Origin of the sequence: Pseudomonas sp. Ga0074129 (genome assembly GCA_001465025.1) — a bacterium.
GTDB lineage: Bacteria > Pseudomonadota > Gammaproteobacteria > Pseudomonadales > Pseudomonadaceae > Aquipseudomonas.
The window spans coordinates 1-15,379 of record LNDO01000095.1 but is presented as its reverse complement, the minus strand read 5'-3'; the positions used below and the strand labels follow the sequence as shown (position 1 = coordinate 15,379).

The 15,379-nt window shown below is 60.3% G+C and carries 13 protein-coding genes; all 13 read left to right on the top strand.

What is annotated here, in order from left to right; translation table 11 throughout:
* The first annotated feature begins 89 nt into the window (after nucleotides 1-89).
* The 13 genes from AUK77_RS14765 (at nucleotide 90) to AUK77_RS14710 (ending at nucleotide 15,213) form a co-directional block, all read left to right on the top strand.
* A complete protein-coding gene (locus AUK77_RS14765) occupies nucleotides 90-1,856 on the top strand; it encodes a protein-disulfide reductase DsbD (RefSeq protein WP_296130987.1) in 1,767 nt (588 codons plus the stop codon).
* Between the two features lie 119 nt (nucleotides 1,857-1,975).
* Entirely contained in the window at nucleotides 1,976-2,425 is a 450-nt protein-coding gene (aroQ, locus tag AUK77_RS14760; RefSeq protein ID WP_296130984.1) for a type II 3-dehydroquinate dehydratase, read from the top strand.
* Nucleotides 2,426-2,447: 22 nt separating this feature from the next.
* Complete coding sequence (gene accB, locus AUK77_RS14755; protein WP_296130982.1) at nucleotides 2,448-2,912, top strand: acetyl-CoA carboxylase biotin carboxyl carrier protein; 465 nt, start codon at nucleotides 2,448-2,450, stop codon at nucleotides 2,910-2,912.
* Between the two features lie 17 nt (nucleotides 2,913-2,929).
* A complete protein-coding gene (gene accC / locus AUK77_RS14750) occupies nucleotides 2,930-4,279 on the top strand; it encodes an acetyl-CoA carboxylase biotin carboxylase subunit (RefSeq protein ID WP_296130979.1) in 1,350 nt (449 codons plus the stop codon).
* Between the two features lie 320 nt (nucleotides 4,280-4,599).
* Nucleotides 4,600-5,478: a 50S ribosomal protein L11 methyltransferase gene (prmA, locus tag AUK77_RS14745; protein WP_296130977.1), complete on the top strand. Its 879-nt coding sequence runs from the start codon at nucleotides 4,600-4,602 to the stop codon at nucleotides 5,476-5,478.
* A gap of 67 nt (nucleotides 5,479-5,545) precedes the next feature.
* Nucleotides 5,546-5,905, top strand: coding sequence for an MJ0042-type zinc finger domain-containing protein (locus AUK77_RS18960; RefSeq protein ID WP_363079403.1), 360 nt, complete (start codon nucleotides 5,546-5,548; stop codon nucleotides 5,903-5,905).
* The gene (locus tag AUK77_RS14740; RefSeq protein ID WP_363079407.1) at nucleotides 5,850-6,962 is read left to right on the top strand and encodes a DUF3426 domain-containing protein; all 1,113 of its coding nucleotides are present in this window, start codon (nucleotides 5,850-5,852) and stop codon (nucleotides 6,960-6,962) included. Before AUK77_RS18960 ends, AUK77_RS14740 begins: the two co-directional genes overlap by 56 nt.
* 180 nt (nucleotides 6,963-7,142) lie before the next feature.
* Nucleotides 7,143-8,141, top strand: a complete 999-nt coding sequence (gene dusB / locus AUK77_RS14735; protein ID WP_296130974.1) for a tRNA dihydrouridine synthase DusB — start codon at nucleotides 7,143-7,145, stop codon at nucleotides 8,139-8,141.
* Complete coding sequence (fis, locus tag AUK77_RS14730; RefSeq protein ID WP_296130972.1) at nucleotides 8,138-8,458, top strand: DNA-binding transcriptional regulator Fis; 321 nt, start codon at nucleotides 8,138-8,140, stop codon at nucleotides 8,456-8,458. Before dusB ends, fis begins: the two co-directional genes overlap by 4 nt.
* A gap of 89 nt (nucleotides 8,459-8,547) precedes the next feature.
* A complete protein-coding gene (purH, locus tag AUK77_RS14725; RefSeq protein ID WP_296130970.1) occupies nucleotides 8,548-10,155 on the top strand; it encodes a bifunctional phosphoribosylaminoimidazolecarboxamide formyltransferase/IMP cyclohydrolase in 1,608 nt (535 codons plus the stop codon).
* Between the two features lie 214 nt (nucleotides 10,156-10,369).
* A complete protein-coding gene (gene purD / locus AUK77_RS14720) occupies nucleotides 10,370-11,659 on the top strand; it encodes a phosphoribosylamine--glycine ligase (RefSeq protein WP_296130968.1) in 1,290 nt (429 codons plus the stop codon).
* 111 nt (nucleotides 11,660-11,770) lie between these two features.
* Nucleotides 11,771-14,548 carry a hybrid sensor histidine kinase/response regulator gene (locus AUK77_RS14715; protein WP_296130963.1) on the top strand — a complete coding sequence of 926 codons (2,778 nt, stop codon included), beginning with the start codon at nucleotides 11,771-11,773 and terminating at the stop codon, nucleotides 14,546-14,548.
* A 68-nt stretch (nucleotides 14,549-14,616) separates the two neighbouring features.
* On the top strand, nucleotides 14,617-15,213 hold the full coding sequence (locus tag AUK77_RS14710; RefSeq protein ID WP_296130961.1) for a MarC family protein: 597 nt from the start codon (nucleotides 14,617-14,619) through the stop codon (nucleotides 15,211-15,213).
* The last annotated feature ends 166 nt before the right edge of the window (nucleotides 15,214-15,379 follow it).

The window sequence follows — 15,379 nt, the reverse complement described above, 5'->3', positions numbered from 1 at the left end:
CCTGCTGACAAGACCGTTTACAGGCTAAGGCATGCGCGCGGCCACAGGCCTCCGCTATGATGCGCCGACACCCGCATTACGAGCCCGCCATGCACCGTTTACTCTGCCTACTTCTGCTATTAATTGCGCTGCCGACCAGCGCCAGCCTGTTCGACAAGCCGCCCGTGCCGACCCAGTTTGGCGCGCCGCTGAATAACAGTGCTGATTTTCTGCCGGTGCATGAGGCGTTCAAACTCAGCGTAATCAGCAGCTCCAGCGAGTCGATCAAACTGCGTTTTGTGGCAGCCGAAGGCTACTACCTATATCGCCATCGGTTCAGCTTCAGCAGCGAACCGTCCGATATCAGCCTGGGCCAAGCCGTCCTGCCAACAGGACAAGCTAAGCACGATGAGTTTTTTGGCGACATCGAGGCGTATTACGGTGTGCTGGATGTGGACATACCGCTCGATAATCCGCAAAACCGCCCGTTCAATCTCGCCGTCAGCTATCAGGGCTGCGCTGACAAAGGCTTGTGCTACCCACCGGAAACCCAGGAATTGCCGATTGGCGGCGGCGCACCGAGCAACAGCGCCACGCAAACGACGGTAACCCAGTGGAGCTGGGCGGATCTGGCGTTGTTCTTCCTCGGCGGTCTGGCGCTGACTTTCACCCCTTGCGTGTTACCGATGCTGCCGATTCTCAGTGGCGTGGTGCTGCGCGGCCAGCCGGGCGGACTGCGTAGCCTGGCGCTGTCGCTGGCTTACGTGCTGCCGATGGCCCTGAGCTTCGCCACACTCGGCGCACTGATGGGCCTGTTCGGCGCAGAACTGAACCTGCAAGCACGCCTGCAATCACCGTGGGTACTGGTGCCTTTTGCGATTTTCTTCGCCCTGTTTGGCGCGGCCAGCCTGGGCTTTCTTGAGCTGCGCCTACCCGCGGCCCTCGACGACCGCTTACAACGCCTGACCCAGCGGCTTAAAGGCGGCACGATTCTCAGTGCAGCGTCATTGGGTGTGCTGTCCAGCGTGCTGGTTTCACCCTGCGTTTCCGCACCGCTGGCGGGTGCGCTGCTGTACATCAGCGCCAGTGGCGATGCCTTGGGTGGCGGCCTCAAACTCTTGGCACTCGGCCTGGGCATGGGTACACCGCTGGTGCTGTTTGCCGTCGGTGGCGGCGCATTACTGCCCAAATCCGGCCCTTGGATGCTCACCGTGCGTAACCTGTTCGGCGCACTACTGATGGGTGTGGCCATCTGGTTGCTGGAGCGCGTCGTACCCGGCCCGGTCAGCCTGGCGCTATGGGGGCTGTTGGCCGCCGGTGTGGCGCTGTGGCTCGGGGTGCTGGAGCTAACGCCGAAAACCCACCATCAAAAACTCGCGCAACTGCTCGGCCTGCCGCTGCTGGTCTATGCGCTGGTGGCCTGGGTCGGTGCCTTGCAGGGCCATGAAGACCCCATGCGACCGCTCGGCCAAATCGTCAGTAATGCCGAAGCCACGCCGGTGAAATCCAGCCAGTGGCTAACCGTCAGTACCCCCGCCGAACTGGATGCCGCCCTGCGTAATGCGCAGAGCAACGGCACACCCCTGCTACTCGACTGGTACGCCGACTGGTGTATCAGTTGCAAAGTCATTGAGCGCGAAGTGCTCAACGCGCCGCAGGTCACCCGTCAACTGGGCGACTATCAACTGGTCCGGTTCGACATCACCGAAAGCAACGCAGCGCAACGCACCCTGCTCGACCGCTACCAACTGTTCGGCCCACCCGCTATCCAGTTGTTTGATGGCAAGGGCGAAGAATGGCTGGACCTGCGAGTCGTCGGCGAAGTGGATGCGGCAACCTTTGCGGCTCGCCTGAGTGCCGCACGGGAACGCTTCTAACCACCCGAGTCATATATTTGCCGCAAACAGCGGTCATCGTGTCGACTACTGCCGATAACTGGACAGCCCCGCGCTGTCGCGGCATAGTCCTGCGCAGTGAAAAATAAGGAACATGGATCATGGCGACCTTTCTGGTACTGCACGGCCCCAATCTCAACCTGCTCGGCACCCGCGAGCCGGGGGTTTATGGTGCCGTCACCCTGGAACAGATCAACCTCGACCTGGAGCGCCGCGCCCGTGAAGCCGGCCACCACTTGCAGTACCTGCAGAGCAATGCCGAATACGAGTTGATCGACCGCATTCATGCGGCGAAAGACGAAGGTATCGACTTTATTCTGATCAATCCTGCCGCTTTTACTCACACCAGCGTCGCATTACGTGACGCATTGCTGGCAGTGAGCATCCCATTCATCGAAGTGCATTTGTCCAACGTGCACAAACGCGAAGCTTTCCGCCATCACTCCTACTTTTCCGATGTAGCGGTGGGAGTGATCTGCGGCCTTGGCGCCAGCGGTTATCGGCTGGCCCTGGAGGCTGCAATCGAACAACTTGAACTTAAGCGCCCCTGACCTCACCGGGAGTTGAACCACTATGGATATTCGTAAAGTCAAAAAACTGATCGAGCTGCTGGAAGAATCCGGCATCGACGAGCTGGAGATTCGCGAAGGCGAAGAGTCAGTGCGCATCAGCCGCCACAGCAAGCAGCCGGCCTTTATGCAACAGCCGATGTACGCACAGGCACCAGCACCTGCTGCTGCGCCGGTTGCTGCCGCACCTGCCGCTGCCGAAACCGCCGCTGCGCCAGCTGCTGCCAAGCTGAATGGCACTGTAGTGCGTTCGCCGATGGTAGGCACCTTCTACCGCGCGTCCGGCCCAACCTCGGGCAACTTCGTTGAAGTGGGTTCGAGCGTGAAGAAAGGCGACATCCTCTGCATCGTTGAAGCGATGAAGATGATGAACCACATCGAGGCCGAGACCAGCGGCGTGATCGAATCCATCCTGGGCGAAAACGGCCAGCCGGTGGAATACGATCAACCTCTTTTCACCATCGTTTGATTCTCGGAGAGCCTGCGATGTTGGAAAAAGTGCTGATCGCCAACCGCGGCGAGATTGCCCTGCGCATCTTGCGCGCGTGCAAAGAGTTGGGCATCAAGACCGTCGCGGTGCATTCCACCGCCGACCGTGAACTGATGCACCTGGGCCTGGCCGACGAATCGGTGTGCATCGGCCCGGCTGCCGGCGCGCTGTCTTACTTGAATATCCCGGCGATCATCAGCGCCGCTGAAGTCACCGGTGCCACGGCTATTCACCCGGGCTACGGCTTTCTTGCGGAAAATGCCGACTTTGCCGAGCAAGTGGAGAACTCCGGTTTCGCCTTTATCGGCCCGAAAGCCGACACCATTCGCCTGATGGGTGACAAGGTTTCGGCCAAGCACGCCATGATCAAAGCTGGCGTGCCGGTGGTGCCTGGCTCCGACGGCCCACTGCCGGAAGACGAAGAAACCGCCCTGCAAATCGCCCGCGAAGTCGGTTACCCGGTGATCATCAAAGCCGCTGGCGGCGGCGGTGGTCGCGGCATGCGCGTGGTGTACAAGGAAGAAGACCTGATCAAGTCGGCCAAACTGACCCGCAGTGAAGCCGGTTCGGTATTCGGTAACCCGATGGTCTACCTGGAGAAATTCCTCGGCAATCCGCGTCACGTGGAAGTTCAGGTACTCTCCGACGGTCAGGGCAACGCCATCCATCTGTATGACCGCGATTGCTCTTTGCAGCGCCGCCACCAGAAGGTATTGGAAGAAGCCCCGGCCCCGCAGATCGACCCCAAGGCTCGCGCCGAAGTGCTGCAGCGCTGCGTCGATGCCTGTATCGAGATCGGCTACCGTGGCGCGGGCACCTTCGAGTTCCTTTATGAAGACGGCCGCTTCTACTTCATCGAGATGAACACGCGCGTACAGGTCGAACACCCGGTCACCGAGATGGTGACCGGCATCGACATCGTCAAGGAGATGCTCAGCATCGCCGCTGGCAACACGCTGTCGTACAAGCAGGAAGACGTGAAGCTGCTCGGCCACGCACTGGAGTGCCGGATCAACGCTGAAGACCCGGACAACTTCATGCCCTGCCCCGGCAAGGTCAAGCATTTCCACGCCCCAGGCGGCTTCGGCGTACGCGTTGACTCGCACCTGTACAGCGGCTACACCGTGCCACCGCACTACGACTCGTTGATCGGCAAGATCATCACCTACGGCAAAGACCGCGACGAGGCCCTGGCCCGCATGCGCAACGCCCTGGACGAGATCGTCGTCGACGGCATCAAGACAAACGTGCCACTGCACCGCGATCTGGTCCGTGACAAAGGCTTCTGCAAAGGCGGCGTGAATATCCACTATCTAGAAAAGAAACTGGGTATGGATAAGCACTAAACCGCAATGACCTGCTGCGCGTCGGCGATACTGCGTCAAAAACAGCCTCGGACAGCCGCTTGCGGCTAACGCGCTTTAGCGCGGCCCGAAGGGCGAGCGGAGCGAGTAATGCTCATTTACAGACGTAAACTCCGCTTCCTCGGCTGTTTTTTCCTTGTCTCGCTCTAGCTCGCGAGGTCATTCTTCAAGTTTTTGACAAAGGCTGCCCTTCGGCAGCCTTTGTCGTTTCCGACCTACCGGCGGTGGCAGCCGCCCCACCGCTTCAAGTAAGCTGCGCGCCAATTTGCAGCGTCCCGCCACAGTGTTTACGAGGTTTCCCCATGCCCTGGTTACAAGTCCGTCTCGCCATTACCCCGGAGCAGGCGGAAACCTACGAAGATGCACTGCTGGAAGTCGGTGCCGTTTCGGTGACCTTTATGGACGCTGAAGACCAGCCGATTTTCGAGCCGGATCTAGGCACCACGCCGCTCTGGTCGCACACCCACCTGCTTGCACTGTTCGAAGCCGATACTGACGAAAACGCCGTATTTGCCCACCTGCAATTGCTGACCGGCGCCGACTTGCCGGAGCATCACGCCGAAGTGATCGCCGATCAGGACTGGGAGCGCAGCTGGATGGACGGCTTCGAGCCGATGCGTTTCGGCCAGCGCCTGTGGATTGTGCCGAGCTGGCACGCCGCACCCGAGCCGGACGCCGTCAACCTGCTGCTCGACCCGGGCCTGGCCTTTGGCACCGGCACTCACCCGACCACCGCACTGTGCCTGGAGTGGCTGGACGGCCAACCCCTGCAGGATTGCAGCGTGATCGACTTCGGTTGCGGCTCGGGCATTCTGGCGATTGCCGCCCTGCTGCTCGGCGCGCCCCAGGCCGTCGGCACCGATATCGATATTCAGGCCATCGAGGCCTCGCGCGACAATGCCCAGCGCAATGGCATCGACGACGCGCGCTTCCCGCTTTATCTGCCTGAAGACATGCCACAACAACCCGCCGACGTGGTGGTGGCCAATATCCTCGCCGGCCCACTGGTGGCGCTGGCCCCGCAAATCACTGGCCTGGTTAAACCCGGCGGGCGCCTGGCGCTGTCGGGGATTCTCGCCGAACAGGCTGAAGAGGTGCGCGCCGCCTACGACGACGCCTTTATCCTCGACCCCACCGCCGACAAAGATGGCTGGGTACGCATCAGCGGTGTACGCCGCTGAACACCAACGGTGCTGCAATCACAAGCAGTTGCGTTAGACTAGCCGCCTTGTTCAGCCGGACCGCCGCATGACCCAGAGCTTCGTCACCCAGTGCCCCCATTGCCGCACCAGCTTTCGCGTGAACATCACGCAGCTGGGTGCCGCGCATGGTGCGGTGCGCTGCGGAGCTTGCCTCAACGTATTCAACGCCGCACAACAGCTGCGTGAACAGGGTCATACGCTACCCACTGCGCCGGTTACGCCAAGCAAACCCGCTGCAGCCATACCGACCAGACCTGCACCCTGCACCTGCACCTGCACCTGCACCTGCACCTGCACCTGCACCTGCACCTGCACCTGCACCTGCACCTGCACCTGCACCTGCACCCAACATTCTGGCCGCCACTGCTGGCGGTCAAGTCTTACCTGCTCAGCCTCAGACCAATAAGCCGGCTGGCGGCGAAACGCTGTGGATCCATGACGATCTGGATCTCGACAGCCTTGATCTGGACGAAGAGCTGGCCAAGCTCGAAGCGCAGGAGCAGCAACTGTCCAAGCAGTTTTTGGCGATTGAGCGCGCACCCCAACAGCGCGACGGGTTTCTTCTGGCCGAACCCGAGGAACGTGACCCGCTTGATGAGCGCTGGGCTGAAGCGCTGCTGCAAGACGAGCCGGCCAAACCAGCAGCACCCGTTGATGCGCGCTCAGCCAGCCCAGCTCGCCCACTGACCGCACGCGAGCCGGAAGTAAATGTCCGCGCGCTCGACACTCACGCCGCACTGAGCGCTGAACCGCCGCTAGACCTCAGCATCAGCGATCGCCGCACCGTAACGCCCGAGCCTGAAATCGAACATATTGAACTTCACGCTGAGCGCACGCCTTTTTCAGCGCTGACGGACGATCCGGACGATGAGCCTCCAGCGGCTGCCAAGCCCGCACGACGCGAACCCGCCGTACGCGACGAGCGCCTGTTTGAACTGGACGATGAACCCCTGCAACTGGATTGGCAAAAGCCCAGCAAGCCTTGGGGGCGCTGGCTCGGCTGGGGCTTGCTGAACCTGCTGGCCGCAGCAGCACTGGCAGGCCAATACGTGATGTACCACTTTGACCAGCTGGCACGGCAGGATCAGTACCGCCCCTGGTTTGAGCAGATATGCCCTGCCATCGGCTGCCAACTGCCGTCCAAGGTTGATATCGCCCAGGTTAAAAGCAGTAACCTGGTGGTGCGCAGCCACCCCGAATTCAGTGGCGCCCTGGTGGTCGACGCCATCCTCTACAACCGCGCGCCCTTCTCACAACCCTTCCCGTTGCTGGAAATGCGCTTCGCCGATATCAACGGCCAACTGCTTGCCAGTCGACGCTTCAAACCCAGCGAATACCTCGCCGGCGAGCTGGCCGGCAATGCTGAAATGCCGCCGCAGACGCCTATCCACATCTCTCTGGACATCCTTGATCCGGGCCCACAGGCGATCAACTACAGCCTCAGTTTCCACTCGCCGGAATAACCCACAAGCGGCGAATTGCCTGGCAAAGCACGCCCAACCAAACCCTTCGCGATAAGCCAACAACTGTTCAGAATTTGTTCAAAACGACCTTTCTCCCGATACCCAGAGCGGGTATCATGCCCACCCTTTTTCGCACTCTCCTATGCGCTCAACAGCACGTCTCTTGAGCAGGGAAGCCCTATGTCGGCGCTACGCATCGGCCCCTATACATTGCCAAACTCGCTGATCCTCGCTCCTATGGCGGGCGTCACTGATCAGCCGTTTCGACAGCTGTGCAAGCGTATGGGCGCGGGCTTGGTGGTATCGGAAATGGTCACCAGCGATGTGCGACTGTGGAACACGCGCAAGTCGAGCCTGCGTATGATGCACAGCGGTGATCCCGAGCCCCGTTCGGTGCAGATCGCCGGCGGTGATCCCGACATGCTCGCCGAAGCGGCGCGGCGTAATGTTGAGATGGGCGCGCAGATCATCGACATCAACATGGGCTGCCCGGCCAAAAAGGTCTGCAACAAGGCCGCCGGTTCTGCACTGCTAAAAGATGAACAACTGGTACACGATATTCTTCACGCAGTGGTGGATGCTGTAGACGTCCCGGTCACGCTAAAAATCCGCACCGGCTGGGACCGCTCAAATAAAAACGGCATCACCGTGGCGAAGATCGCCGAAGAGGCTGGCATTGTGGCGCTGGCGGTACACGGACGCACCCGCGCCGATCTGTACACCGGTGACGCCGAGTACGAGACCATCGCCGCCATCAAGCAGGCCGTGTCGATCCCGGTGCTGGCCAATGGCGACATCGACTCGCCGCAAAAAGCCAAAGCAGTGCTCGCCGCCACTGGCGCAGACGGTTTGTTGATCGGCCGCGCGGCACAAGGCCGGCCGTGGATCTTCCGCGAGATTGAGCATTACCTGCGCACCGGCGAACAACTGCCCGCACCCACACTCAATGAAGTGGAACAAATTCTGCTTGAACACCTGACAGCCCTGCACGCCTTCTATGGCGATGTGATGGGCGTGCGGATTGCCCGCAAACATGTCAGTTGGTATCTCGCAACCTTGCCGGGCGCCAAGGATTTTCGCGCCCAATTCAATCGTCTGGACAGTACGGACGCGCAATGCGCCAACGTTCGCGGTTTTTTCAGCGAGCGTAACAATAATGGAGAAGGGGTGGCCGCATGACGATGTTGACCGAGACTTTAGGAAGTGACATGGCTCCCGTAAGTGACAACAGCAGCTTGAAGCAGCACCTCAATACGCCAAGCGAAGAGGGGCAAACCCTACGCGGCAGTGTTGAGAAAGCCCTGCACAACTACTTCGCCCACCTTGAAGGCGCAGACGTCAGCGACGTCTACAACCTAGTGCTTACTGAAGTGGAAGCACCGCTGCTGGAAACCGTGATGAACTACGTCAAGGGCAACCAGACCAAGGCTTCCGAGCTGCTCGGCCTGAATCGCGGCACCCTGCGCAAGAAGCTCAAGCAGTACGACCTGCTGTAACCCCAAACTCCCGAAAAGGGCGGCCCACATAAGCCGCCTTTTTTGCTGATAACTCCGTTGCCGATACTTCCGCTCTGATGGACGCTGAAATGACCGACCAGACCACCCGCCTCCCCGTTCGCCGTGCCTTGATCAGTGTTTCTGACAAAACCGGCATCCTTGAGTTTGCCCGCGAGCTCGTCGCCCTCAACGTGGAAATCCTCTCCACGGGCGGCACTTACAAGCTGCTCAAGGACAACGGCATTGCTGCTGTGGAAGTGGCCGATTACACCGGCTTCCCGGAAATGATGGACGGTCGCGTCAAGACCCTGCACCCAAAAATCCACGGCGGCATCCTTGGCCGTCGCGCCATCGACGGTGCAGTGATGGACGCGCACGGCATCAAGCCAATCGATCTGGTGGCGGTCAACCTCTACCCGTTCGCCGCCACTGTAGCCAAGCCTGGCTGCGACCTGGCCGACGCCATCGAGAACATCGACATCGGCGGCCCGACCATGGTCCGCTCCGCGGCAAAAAACCACAAAGACGTGGCCATCGTGGTCAACGCTGGCGACTACGCTGGCATCGTCGAAAGCCTCAAAGCCGGAGGCCTGAGCTACGCCCAGCGCTTCGACCTGGCCCTGAAAGCCTTCGAACACACCGCAGCCTACGACGGCATGATCGCCAACTACCTGGGCACCATCGACCAAAGCCGCGACACCTTGAGCACCGAAGAACGCGGCGTGTTCCCGCGCACCTTCAACAGCCAGTTCATCAAGGCGCAAGAAATGCGCTACGGCGAGAACCCGCACCAGAGCGCGGCGTTCTACGTAGAAGCAGAAAAAGGCGAAGCCAGCGTCTCCACTGCCGTGCAATTGCAGGGCAAGGAACTGTCGTTCAATAACGTGGCTGACACTGACGCCGCGCTGGAATGTGTGAAGAGCTTCGTTAAGCCTGCTTGCGTGATCGTCAAGCACGCCAACCCGTGCGGCGTGGCCGTGGCCACCGACGAAGAAGGCGGCATCCGACAGGCCTATGAGCTGGCCTACGCCACCGACACCGAATCAGCCTTCGGCGGCATCATTGCCTTCAACCGTGAGCTGGACGCTGCCACCGCTCAAGCGATTGTCGAGCGTCAGTTCGTTGAAGTAATCATCGCGCCAACAATCAGCGCCGCCGCCCGTGAAGTGGTCGCCGCAAAAGCTAACGTACGCCTGCTCGAATGCGGCGAATGGACAGCTGAGCGCTCCAGCGGCTGGGACTTCAAACGCGTCAACGGCGGTCTGCTGGTGCAGAGCCGCGACATCGGCATGATCAAGGCAGAAGACCTGAAGATCGTCACCCAGCGCGCGCCGAGCGAGCAGGAAATCCATGACCTGATCTTCGCCTGGAAAGTGGCCAAGTTCGTTAAATCCAACGCCATCGTCTACGCAAAGAACCGCCAGACCATCGGTGTCGGCGCAGGCCAAATGAGCCGCGTCAACTCCGCGCGTATCGCCGCGATCAAAGCTGAGCACGCCGGCCTGCAAGTCGCCGGTTCAGTGATGGCCAGCGACGCCTTCTTCCCGTTCCGCGACGGCCTGGATAACGCCGCTGCCAATGGCATCACGGCTGTGATTCAGCCGGGCGGCTCGATGCGCGATGCGGAAGTGATTGCCGCCGCCGACGAAGCAGGTATCGCCATGGTCTTCACCGGCATGCGTCACTTTAGGCACTAAAATCGACCGCACTGAAACCGGCATCTGCTGTGTTGCCGCTTGTCGAAACCCAGGGTGCCTTGCATCTACCGGCTTCATCGCGACCTCGAATGCAGCTTTTCGTAGGGTGGATAACGCTTTTCTTATCCACCAGCAGTCGTAGCCCGGGTGAAACCCGGGAACACCCCACTCAAAAGCCCCGGATTGCATCCGGGCTACGGTCAGGAGATACCCCATGAACGTATTGATCATCGGCAGCGGCGGTCGTGAACACGCCTTGGCCTGGAAAGTGGCGCAAGACAAGCGCGTCACTAAAGTTTTTGTCGCGCCCGGTAACGCCGGCACTGCCGTTGAGCCCAAGTGCGAGAACGTCGCCATCGACGTGCTGGCCATTGAGCAGCTTGCCGACTTCGCCGAGAAGAATGTACAGCTGACCATCGTCGGCCCAGAAGCGCCGCTGGTGAAAGGCGTGGTCGACCTGTTCCGCACGCGCAAGCTGGACATCTTCGGTCCTACTGCCGCAGCCGCGCAGCTGGAAGGCTCCAAGGCCTTTACCAAAGACTTCCTCGCCCGCCACGCGATTCCGACCGCCGACTACCAGAACTTCACCGAAGTCGAGCCGGCCCTGGCTTACCTGCAAAAGGTCGGCGCGCCAATCGTGATCAAGGCCGACGGCCTGGCCGCCGGTAAAGGCGTGATCGTCGCCATGACTCTGCAAGAAGCCGAAGACGCCGTACGCGATATGCTCGCCGGCAACGCTTTTGGCGAAGCCGGTTCGCGCGTAGTGATCGAGGAGTTCCTCGACGGCGAAGAAGCCAGCTTTATCGTCATGGTTGATGGTGAAAACGTGCTGCCCATGGCCACCAGCCAGGACCACAAACGCGTCGGCGATGGCGACACTGGCCCTAATACCGGCGGCATGGGCGCTTACTCGCCAGCGCCGGTGGTCACGGCGGACGTGCACCAGCGCGTGATGGACGAAGTGATCTACCCAACCGTGCGCGGCATGGCCAGCGAAGGCAACGTCTACACCGGATTCCTGTACGCCGGGTTGATGATCGACACTGCCGGCAAGCCGAAGGTGATTGAGTTCAACTGCCGCTTCGGCGACCCGGAAACCCAGCCGATCATGTGCCGCCTGGAGTCCTCTCTGGTGCTGCTGGTTGAAGCTGCGCTGGCCAAGGCGCTGGATAAAGTTGAAGCCACCTGGGACCCGCGTCCGACAGTCGGCGTGGTGATCGCCGCTGGCGGTTACCCGGCCGATTACGCCAAAGGTGATGTGATCGAGGGCTTGGACGCCGCTGCGCAATTGGAAGGTAAAGTCTTCCATGCGGGTACTGCCCTGAAAGATGGCCAAATCGTCACTGCGGGTGGACGCGTGCTGTGCGCCACCGCCATCGGTCGCACCGTGGAAGAAGCGCAACAACAGGCGTATCGACTGGCCAAAAAAATTCGCTGGGACGGTAGTTTCTACCGCCATGACATTGGCTACCGCGCCATTGCCCGCGAACGCGGTAATAAGTGAGAGAAATAAAAGGTAAAAACGACAAGGGTGGCCAAATGGCCACCTTTGTCATATTAACCGTACGAACAGCTTGGCTATAATCCGACCACTTATTATCGAAGGGATGTCACTGTGCCCCGGCTGAGGATCGCCATTCACCTGCTCTGCAGCACGCTGCTGATGCTTGCACTGGGCACTGCCCAAGCCGAGGCTGAAGCAGGCTGGTCAGGTTTTGTCGACCCGTCGGCCACGCTGCAACTGGATGATGTGCTGAGCCCTGAGCGGTGCGCAGCATTCCAGCCGATAGACCTCAAACAGCTATACACCCCCGGCGGTACTCACGCGCTGTGGCTGCATTACCGCATCCCCGCCAGTAGCGACCCGCAGATGCTGCGTATCTTCGCGCCCTACCTGGCTTATCTCGATCTCTTTGTATTGCGCGGTGATGAGCTGATTGACCAGGCACAGACTGGCAGCAGCCTACCTTTCGCCACACGACCGCTGGCGAGCCGCGACTACCTGCTGCCCCTGCCGAGTGCCGAAGAACCGCTGGATATCTACATGCGCCTGGCCTCCGAACAGGCGCTGCGCCCCAGCATTACCCTGCAAAGCGCGCAACTGATGGCCGCAGACGATAACCGGCCGCTGCTGTTTGGCCTGTTGCTCGGCTGCCTGGGCATGATGGTGACCTACAACCTTGTGCGCTTTTTCTACACCCGCGCGGCCAGTGGACTGTGGTTGGCGGTGACGCAGGTCTGCCAATTGACCGCAGTGGTCAGCTTGCTCGGTATCAGTACCCCTTGGCTGAACGAATGGCACAGCTTTCAGCCACAAATCGCCAACCTGTCGATGCTGCTCACCGGTATTTGCGCCCTGTTTTTTACCGCCAGCTTCTTCCGTAACGTTTGCCCCAGCACACCGCTCAATCATCTGCTGAGCGCCGAAATCGTCATCCTCGGGCTGGTGTGTGTCGCCTTGCTGGTGGCGACCAACCTGCAGTTCAACCAGTTGGTTTACCTGCTCAATGTCGTTGTGGCGATCAGCATCCTGATGGTCTCGCTAACCCACTGGCGACACGGCTATCCGCCAGCAGGCTTGTTCAGCCTGGCCATTCTGGTGTTCTGTATTGCGTTTGTTTTTGCCTTGCCGGTGCTGTTTGGCTACTGGGCAGTGCAATCAGAATGGTTGGTCTATGGCTTGATTGCGGTCAGCACGGTCAGCGGTTTTATGCTCAGCATGGCATTGAGTGAGCGCCAACGCCGCATCATGCAGAGCCAGTTCAGCACCAGCCGCGCCCTGGCGGCCAGCTCCGCTGAACTCAAGGCCAAGGCCGAGTTTCTGGCCAAAATCAGCCATGAAATTCGCACACCGATGAATGGCGTACTAGGCATGACCGAGTTGCTGCTCGGCACGCCGCTCTCGGCCAAACAGCGCGACTACGTGCAGACCATCCACAGCTCCGGCAATGAACTGCTGACGCTGATTAATGAAATCCTCGACATCTCCAAGCTCGAATCCGGACAAATCGAGCTGGATGACGTGCAGTTTGACCTCAATGCGCTGATCGAAGACTGCCTGGACATCTTCCGCGCCAAGGCCGAACAGCAAAAAGTCGAACTGATCAGCTTCATGCAGCCGCAGGTGCCACGGGTGATCAGTGGCGACCCCACGCGCCTGCGGCAAACATTGCTCAGCCTGCTGGATAACGCCTTCAAGCAGACTGACGAAGGCGAAATCCTCTTGGTCGTCGCCCTCGACACCAGCGGCGAGCAACCGCGCCTGCGCATCGCCGTGCAGGACAGCGGCAAGCCGTTAGATGCCAGCGAGCGTGACGCGTTGCTGAATGCCGAGTTGCACAGCAAAGACTTCCTCGCTGCCACCAAACTGGGTGGGCGTCTGGGCCTGATCATCGCCCGTCAGCTGGTGCGCCTGATGGAAGGCGAGTTCGGCATTCAAAGCGGTGGCAGCCAGGGTTCGACCCTTTGGTTGACCTTGCCGCTGGACGCCTCGCGTCTTGAGCAACCCACCGCAGACCTCGACGCATCGCTGCAGGGCGCACGCCTGCTTGTGGTGGACGACAACGACACCTGCCGCAAAGTGCTGGTGCAGCAATGCAGCGCCTGGGGTATGCAAGTCAGCGCCGTTCCCTCAGGCAAAGAGGCCATGGCCCTGCTGCGCACCAAAGCGCATTTGCGCGAATACTTCGATGCCGTGCTGCTCGATCAGGACATGCCCGGCATGACCGGCATGCAACTGGCCGCGCGAATCAAGGAAGACGCTAACCTTAACCATGACATTCTGGTGATCATGCTCACCGGTATCAGCAATGCGCCGAGCAAGATCATCGCGCGCAACGCCGGGATCAAACGCATCCTGGCCAAACCGGTGGCCGGCTACACGCTGAAAACCACCCTGGCCGATGAACTGGCCCAGCGCGGCAAGGGTGACTCGCCGATGTTCAACCCGGCGCCGCCGAGTACCCCACTGAATGTGCCAAGCGACTTCCGCATTCTGGTGGCCGAAGACAACACCATTTCCACCAAGGTGATTCGCGGCATGCTCGGCAAGCTCAACATTCAGCCGGACACCGCCAGCAACGGCGAAGAAGCCCTCAGCGCGATAAAGGCGCAAGCCTATGATCTGGTGCTGATGGACTGTGAAATGCCAGTGCTTGACGGCTTCTCCGCCACAGAGCAGCTGCGGGCCTGGGAGGCTGCCGAACAGCGCCCACGCACGCCGGTGGTGGCGCTCACCGCGCACATTCTCACCGAGCACAAAGAGCGCGCACGCTTGGCCGGTATGGATGGGCACATGTCCAAACCGGTGGAAATGTCGCAACTGCGCGAGTTGATCGAACACTGGGTCGCCGAACGAGAAATCCGCCGTCAACGCGACGCACTGCCATCCTGATCAGGTTAATTGCCCGGCATCGGCGGCGCGCTTAACCTGCCTTCTTTACACCGAAATGAGTCCTTTCCATGGCGTCCGCGCTGTTTAGCCTTTATTTGAAACTGTTGGTGCTCTACAGCCCGTTCTTCGTGCTGTCGTGCTTTATCGGCCTAAGCCGTGGTTACACGGTTAAAGAGCGCAAGCGCCTGGCCTGGAAGGTCGCCCTCGGCGTGCTGATCGCCAGCGTACTGCTGTACCTGTTCGGCAAGCACATCTTTACCCTGTTCGGCATCACCATTGATGCCTTCCGCATCGGGGCTGGCAGCGTGCTGTTTATTTCAGCCCTTGGCATGGCTCAAGGTAAATCGGCGGTGCAGAGCGATAACGTGCAGCAGGACGTGACCATCGTGCCGCTGACCATCCCCCTCACCGTTGGCCCCGGCACCATCGGCGCGCTGTTGCTGATGGGTGCCAGCCAGCCGGAATGGAGTGACAAGGCCGTGGCCGTGCTGGCCATCGCCCTGGCCAGTTTCACCGTGGGTGTGGTGCTGTATTTATCCAACCAGTTTGAGCGCCTGCTCGGCGATCAAGGCTTGCAGATTGTCAGTCGTTTGATGGGCCTGTTTGTCTGCGCGCTGGCGGCGCAGATCATCTTTACCGGGGTGAAAAACTACCTGCTGCCCTGAGCCCCCCCCCTGACTGACCATCTAGGGTGGACGACGCCGTTTTCGCCCACCATGACGCCTGCTATTGCCGAACGCTGCCGTCCATAAAATGAGGCCGTAGCCCGGATGAAATCCGGGAGCGGTTTATGCCGTTAGCACCGTAAATACCGGATTGCATCCGAGCTAC

What these genes read in the sequence shown, in the direction of transcription:
- AUK77_RS14765 (WP_296130987.1), top strand. Translation starts at nt 90, where the DNA reads ATGCACCGTTTACTCTGCCTACTTCTGCTATTAATTGCGCTGCCGACC.
- aroQ (WP_296130984.1), top strand. Translation starts at nt 1,976, where the DNA reads ATGGCGACCTTTCTGGTACTGCACGGCCCCAATCTCAACCTGCTCGGC.
- accB (WP_296130982.1), top strand. Translation starts at nt 2,448, where the DNA reads ATGGATATTCGTAAAGTCAAAAAACTGATCGAGCTGCTGGAAGAATCC.
- accC (WP_296130979.1), top strand. Translation starts at nt 2,930, where the DNA reads ATGTTGGAAAAAGTGCTGATCGCCAACCGCGGCGAGATTGCCCTGCGC.
- prmA (WP_296130977.1), top strand. Translation starts at nt 4,600, where the DNA reads ATGCCCTGGTTACAAGTCCGTCTCGCCATTACCCCGGAGCAGGCGGAA.
- AUK77_RS18960 (WP_363079403.1), top strand. Translation starts at nt 5,546, where the DNA reads ATGACCCAGAGCTTCGTCACCCAGTGCCCCCATTGCCGCACCAGCTTT.
- dusB (WP_296130974.1), top strand. Translation starts at nt 7,143, where the DNA reads ATGTCGGCGCTACGCATCGGCCCCTATACATTGCCAAACTCGCTGATC.
- fis (WP_296130972.1), top strand. Translation starts at nt 8,138, where the DNA reads ATGACGATGTTGACCGAGACTTTAGGAAGTGACATGGCTCCCGTAAGT.
- purH (WP_296130970.1), top strand. Translation starts at nt 8,548, where the DNA reads ATGACCGACCAGACCACCCGCCTCCCCGTTCGCCGTGCCTTGATCAGT.
- purD (WP_296130968.1), top strand. Translation starts at nt 10,370, where the DNA reads ATGAACGTATTGATCATCGGCAGCGGCGGTCGTGAACACGCCTTGGCC.
- AUK77_RS14710 (WP_296130961.1), top strand. Translation starts at nt 14,617, where the DNA reads ATGGCGTCCGCGCTGTTTAGCCTTTATTTGAAACTGTTGGTGCTCTAC.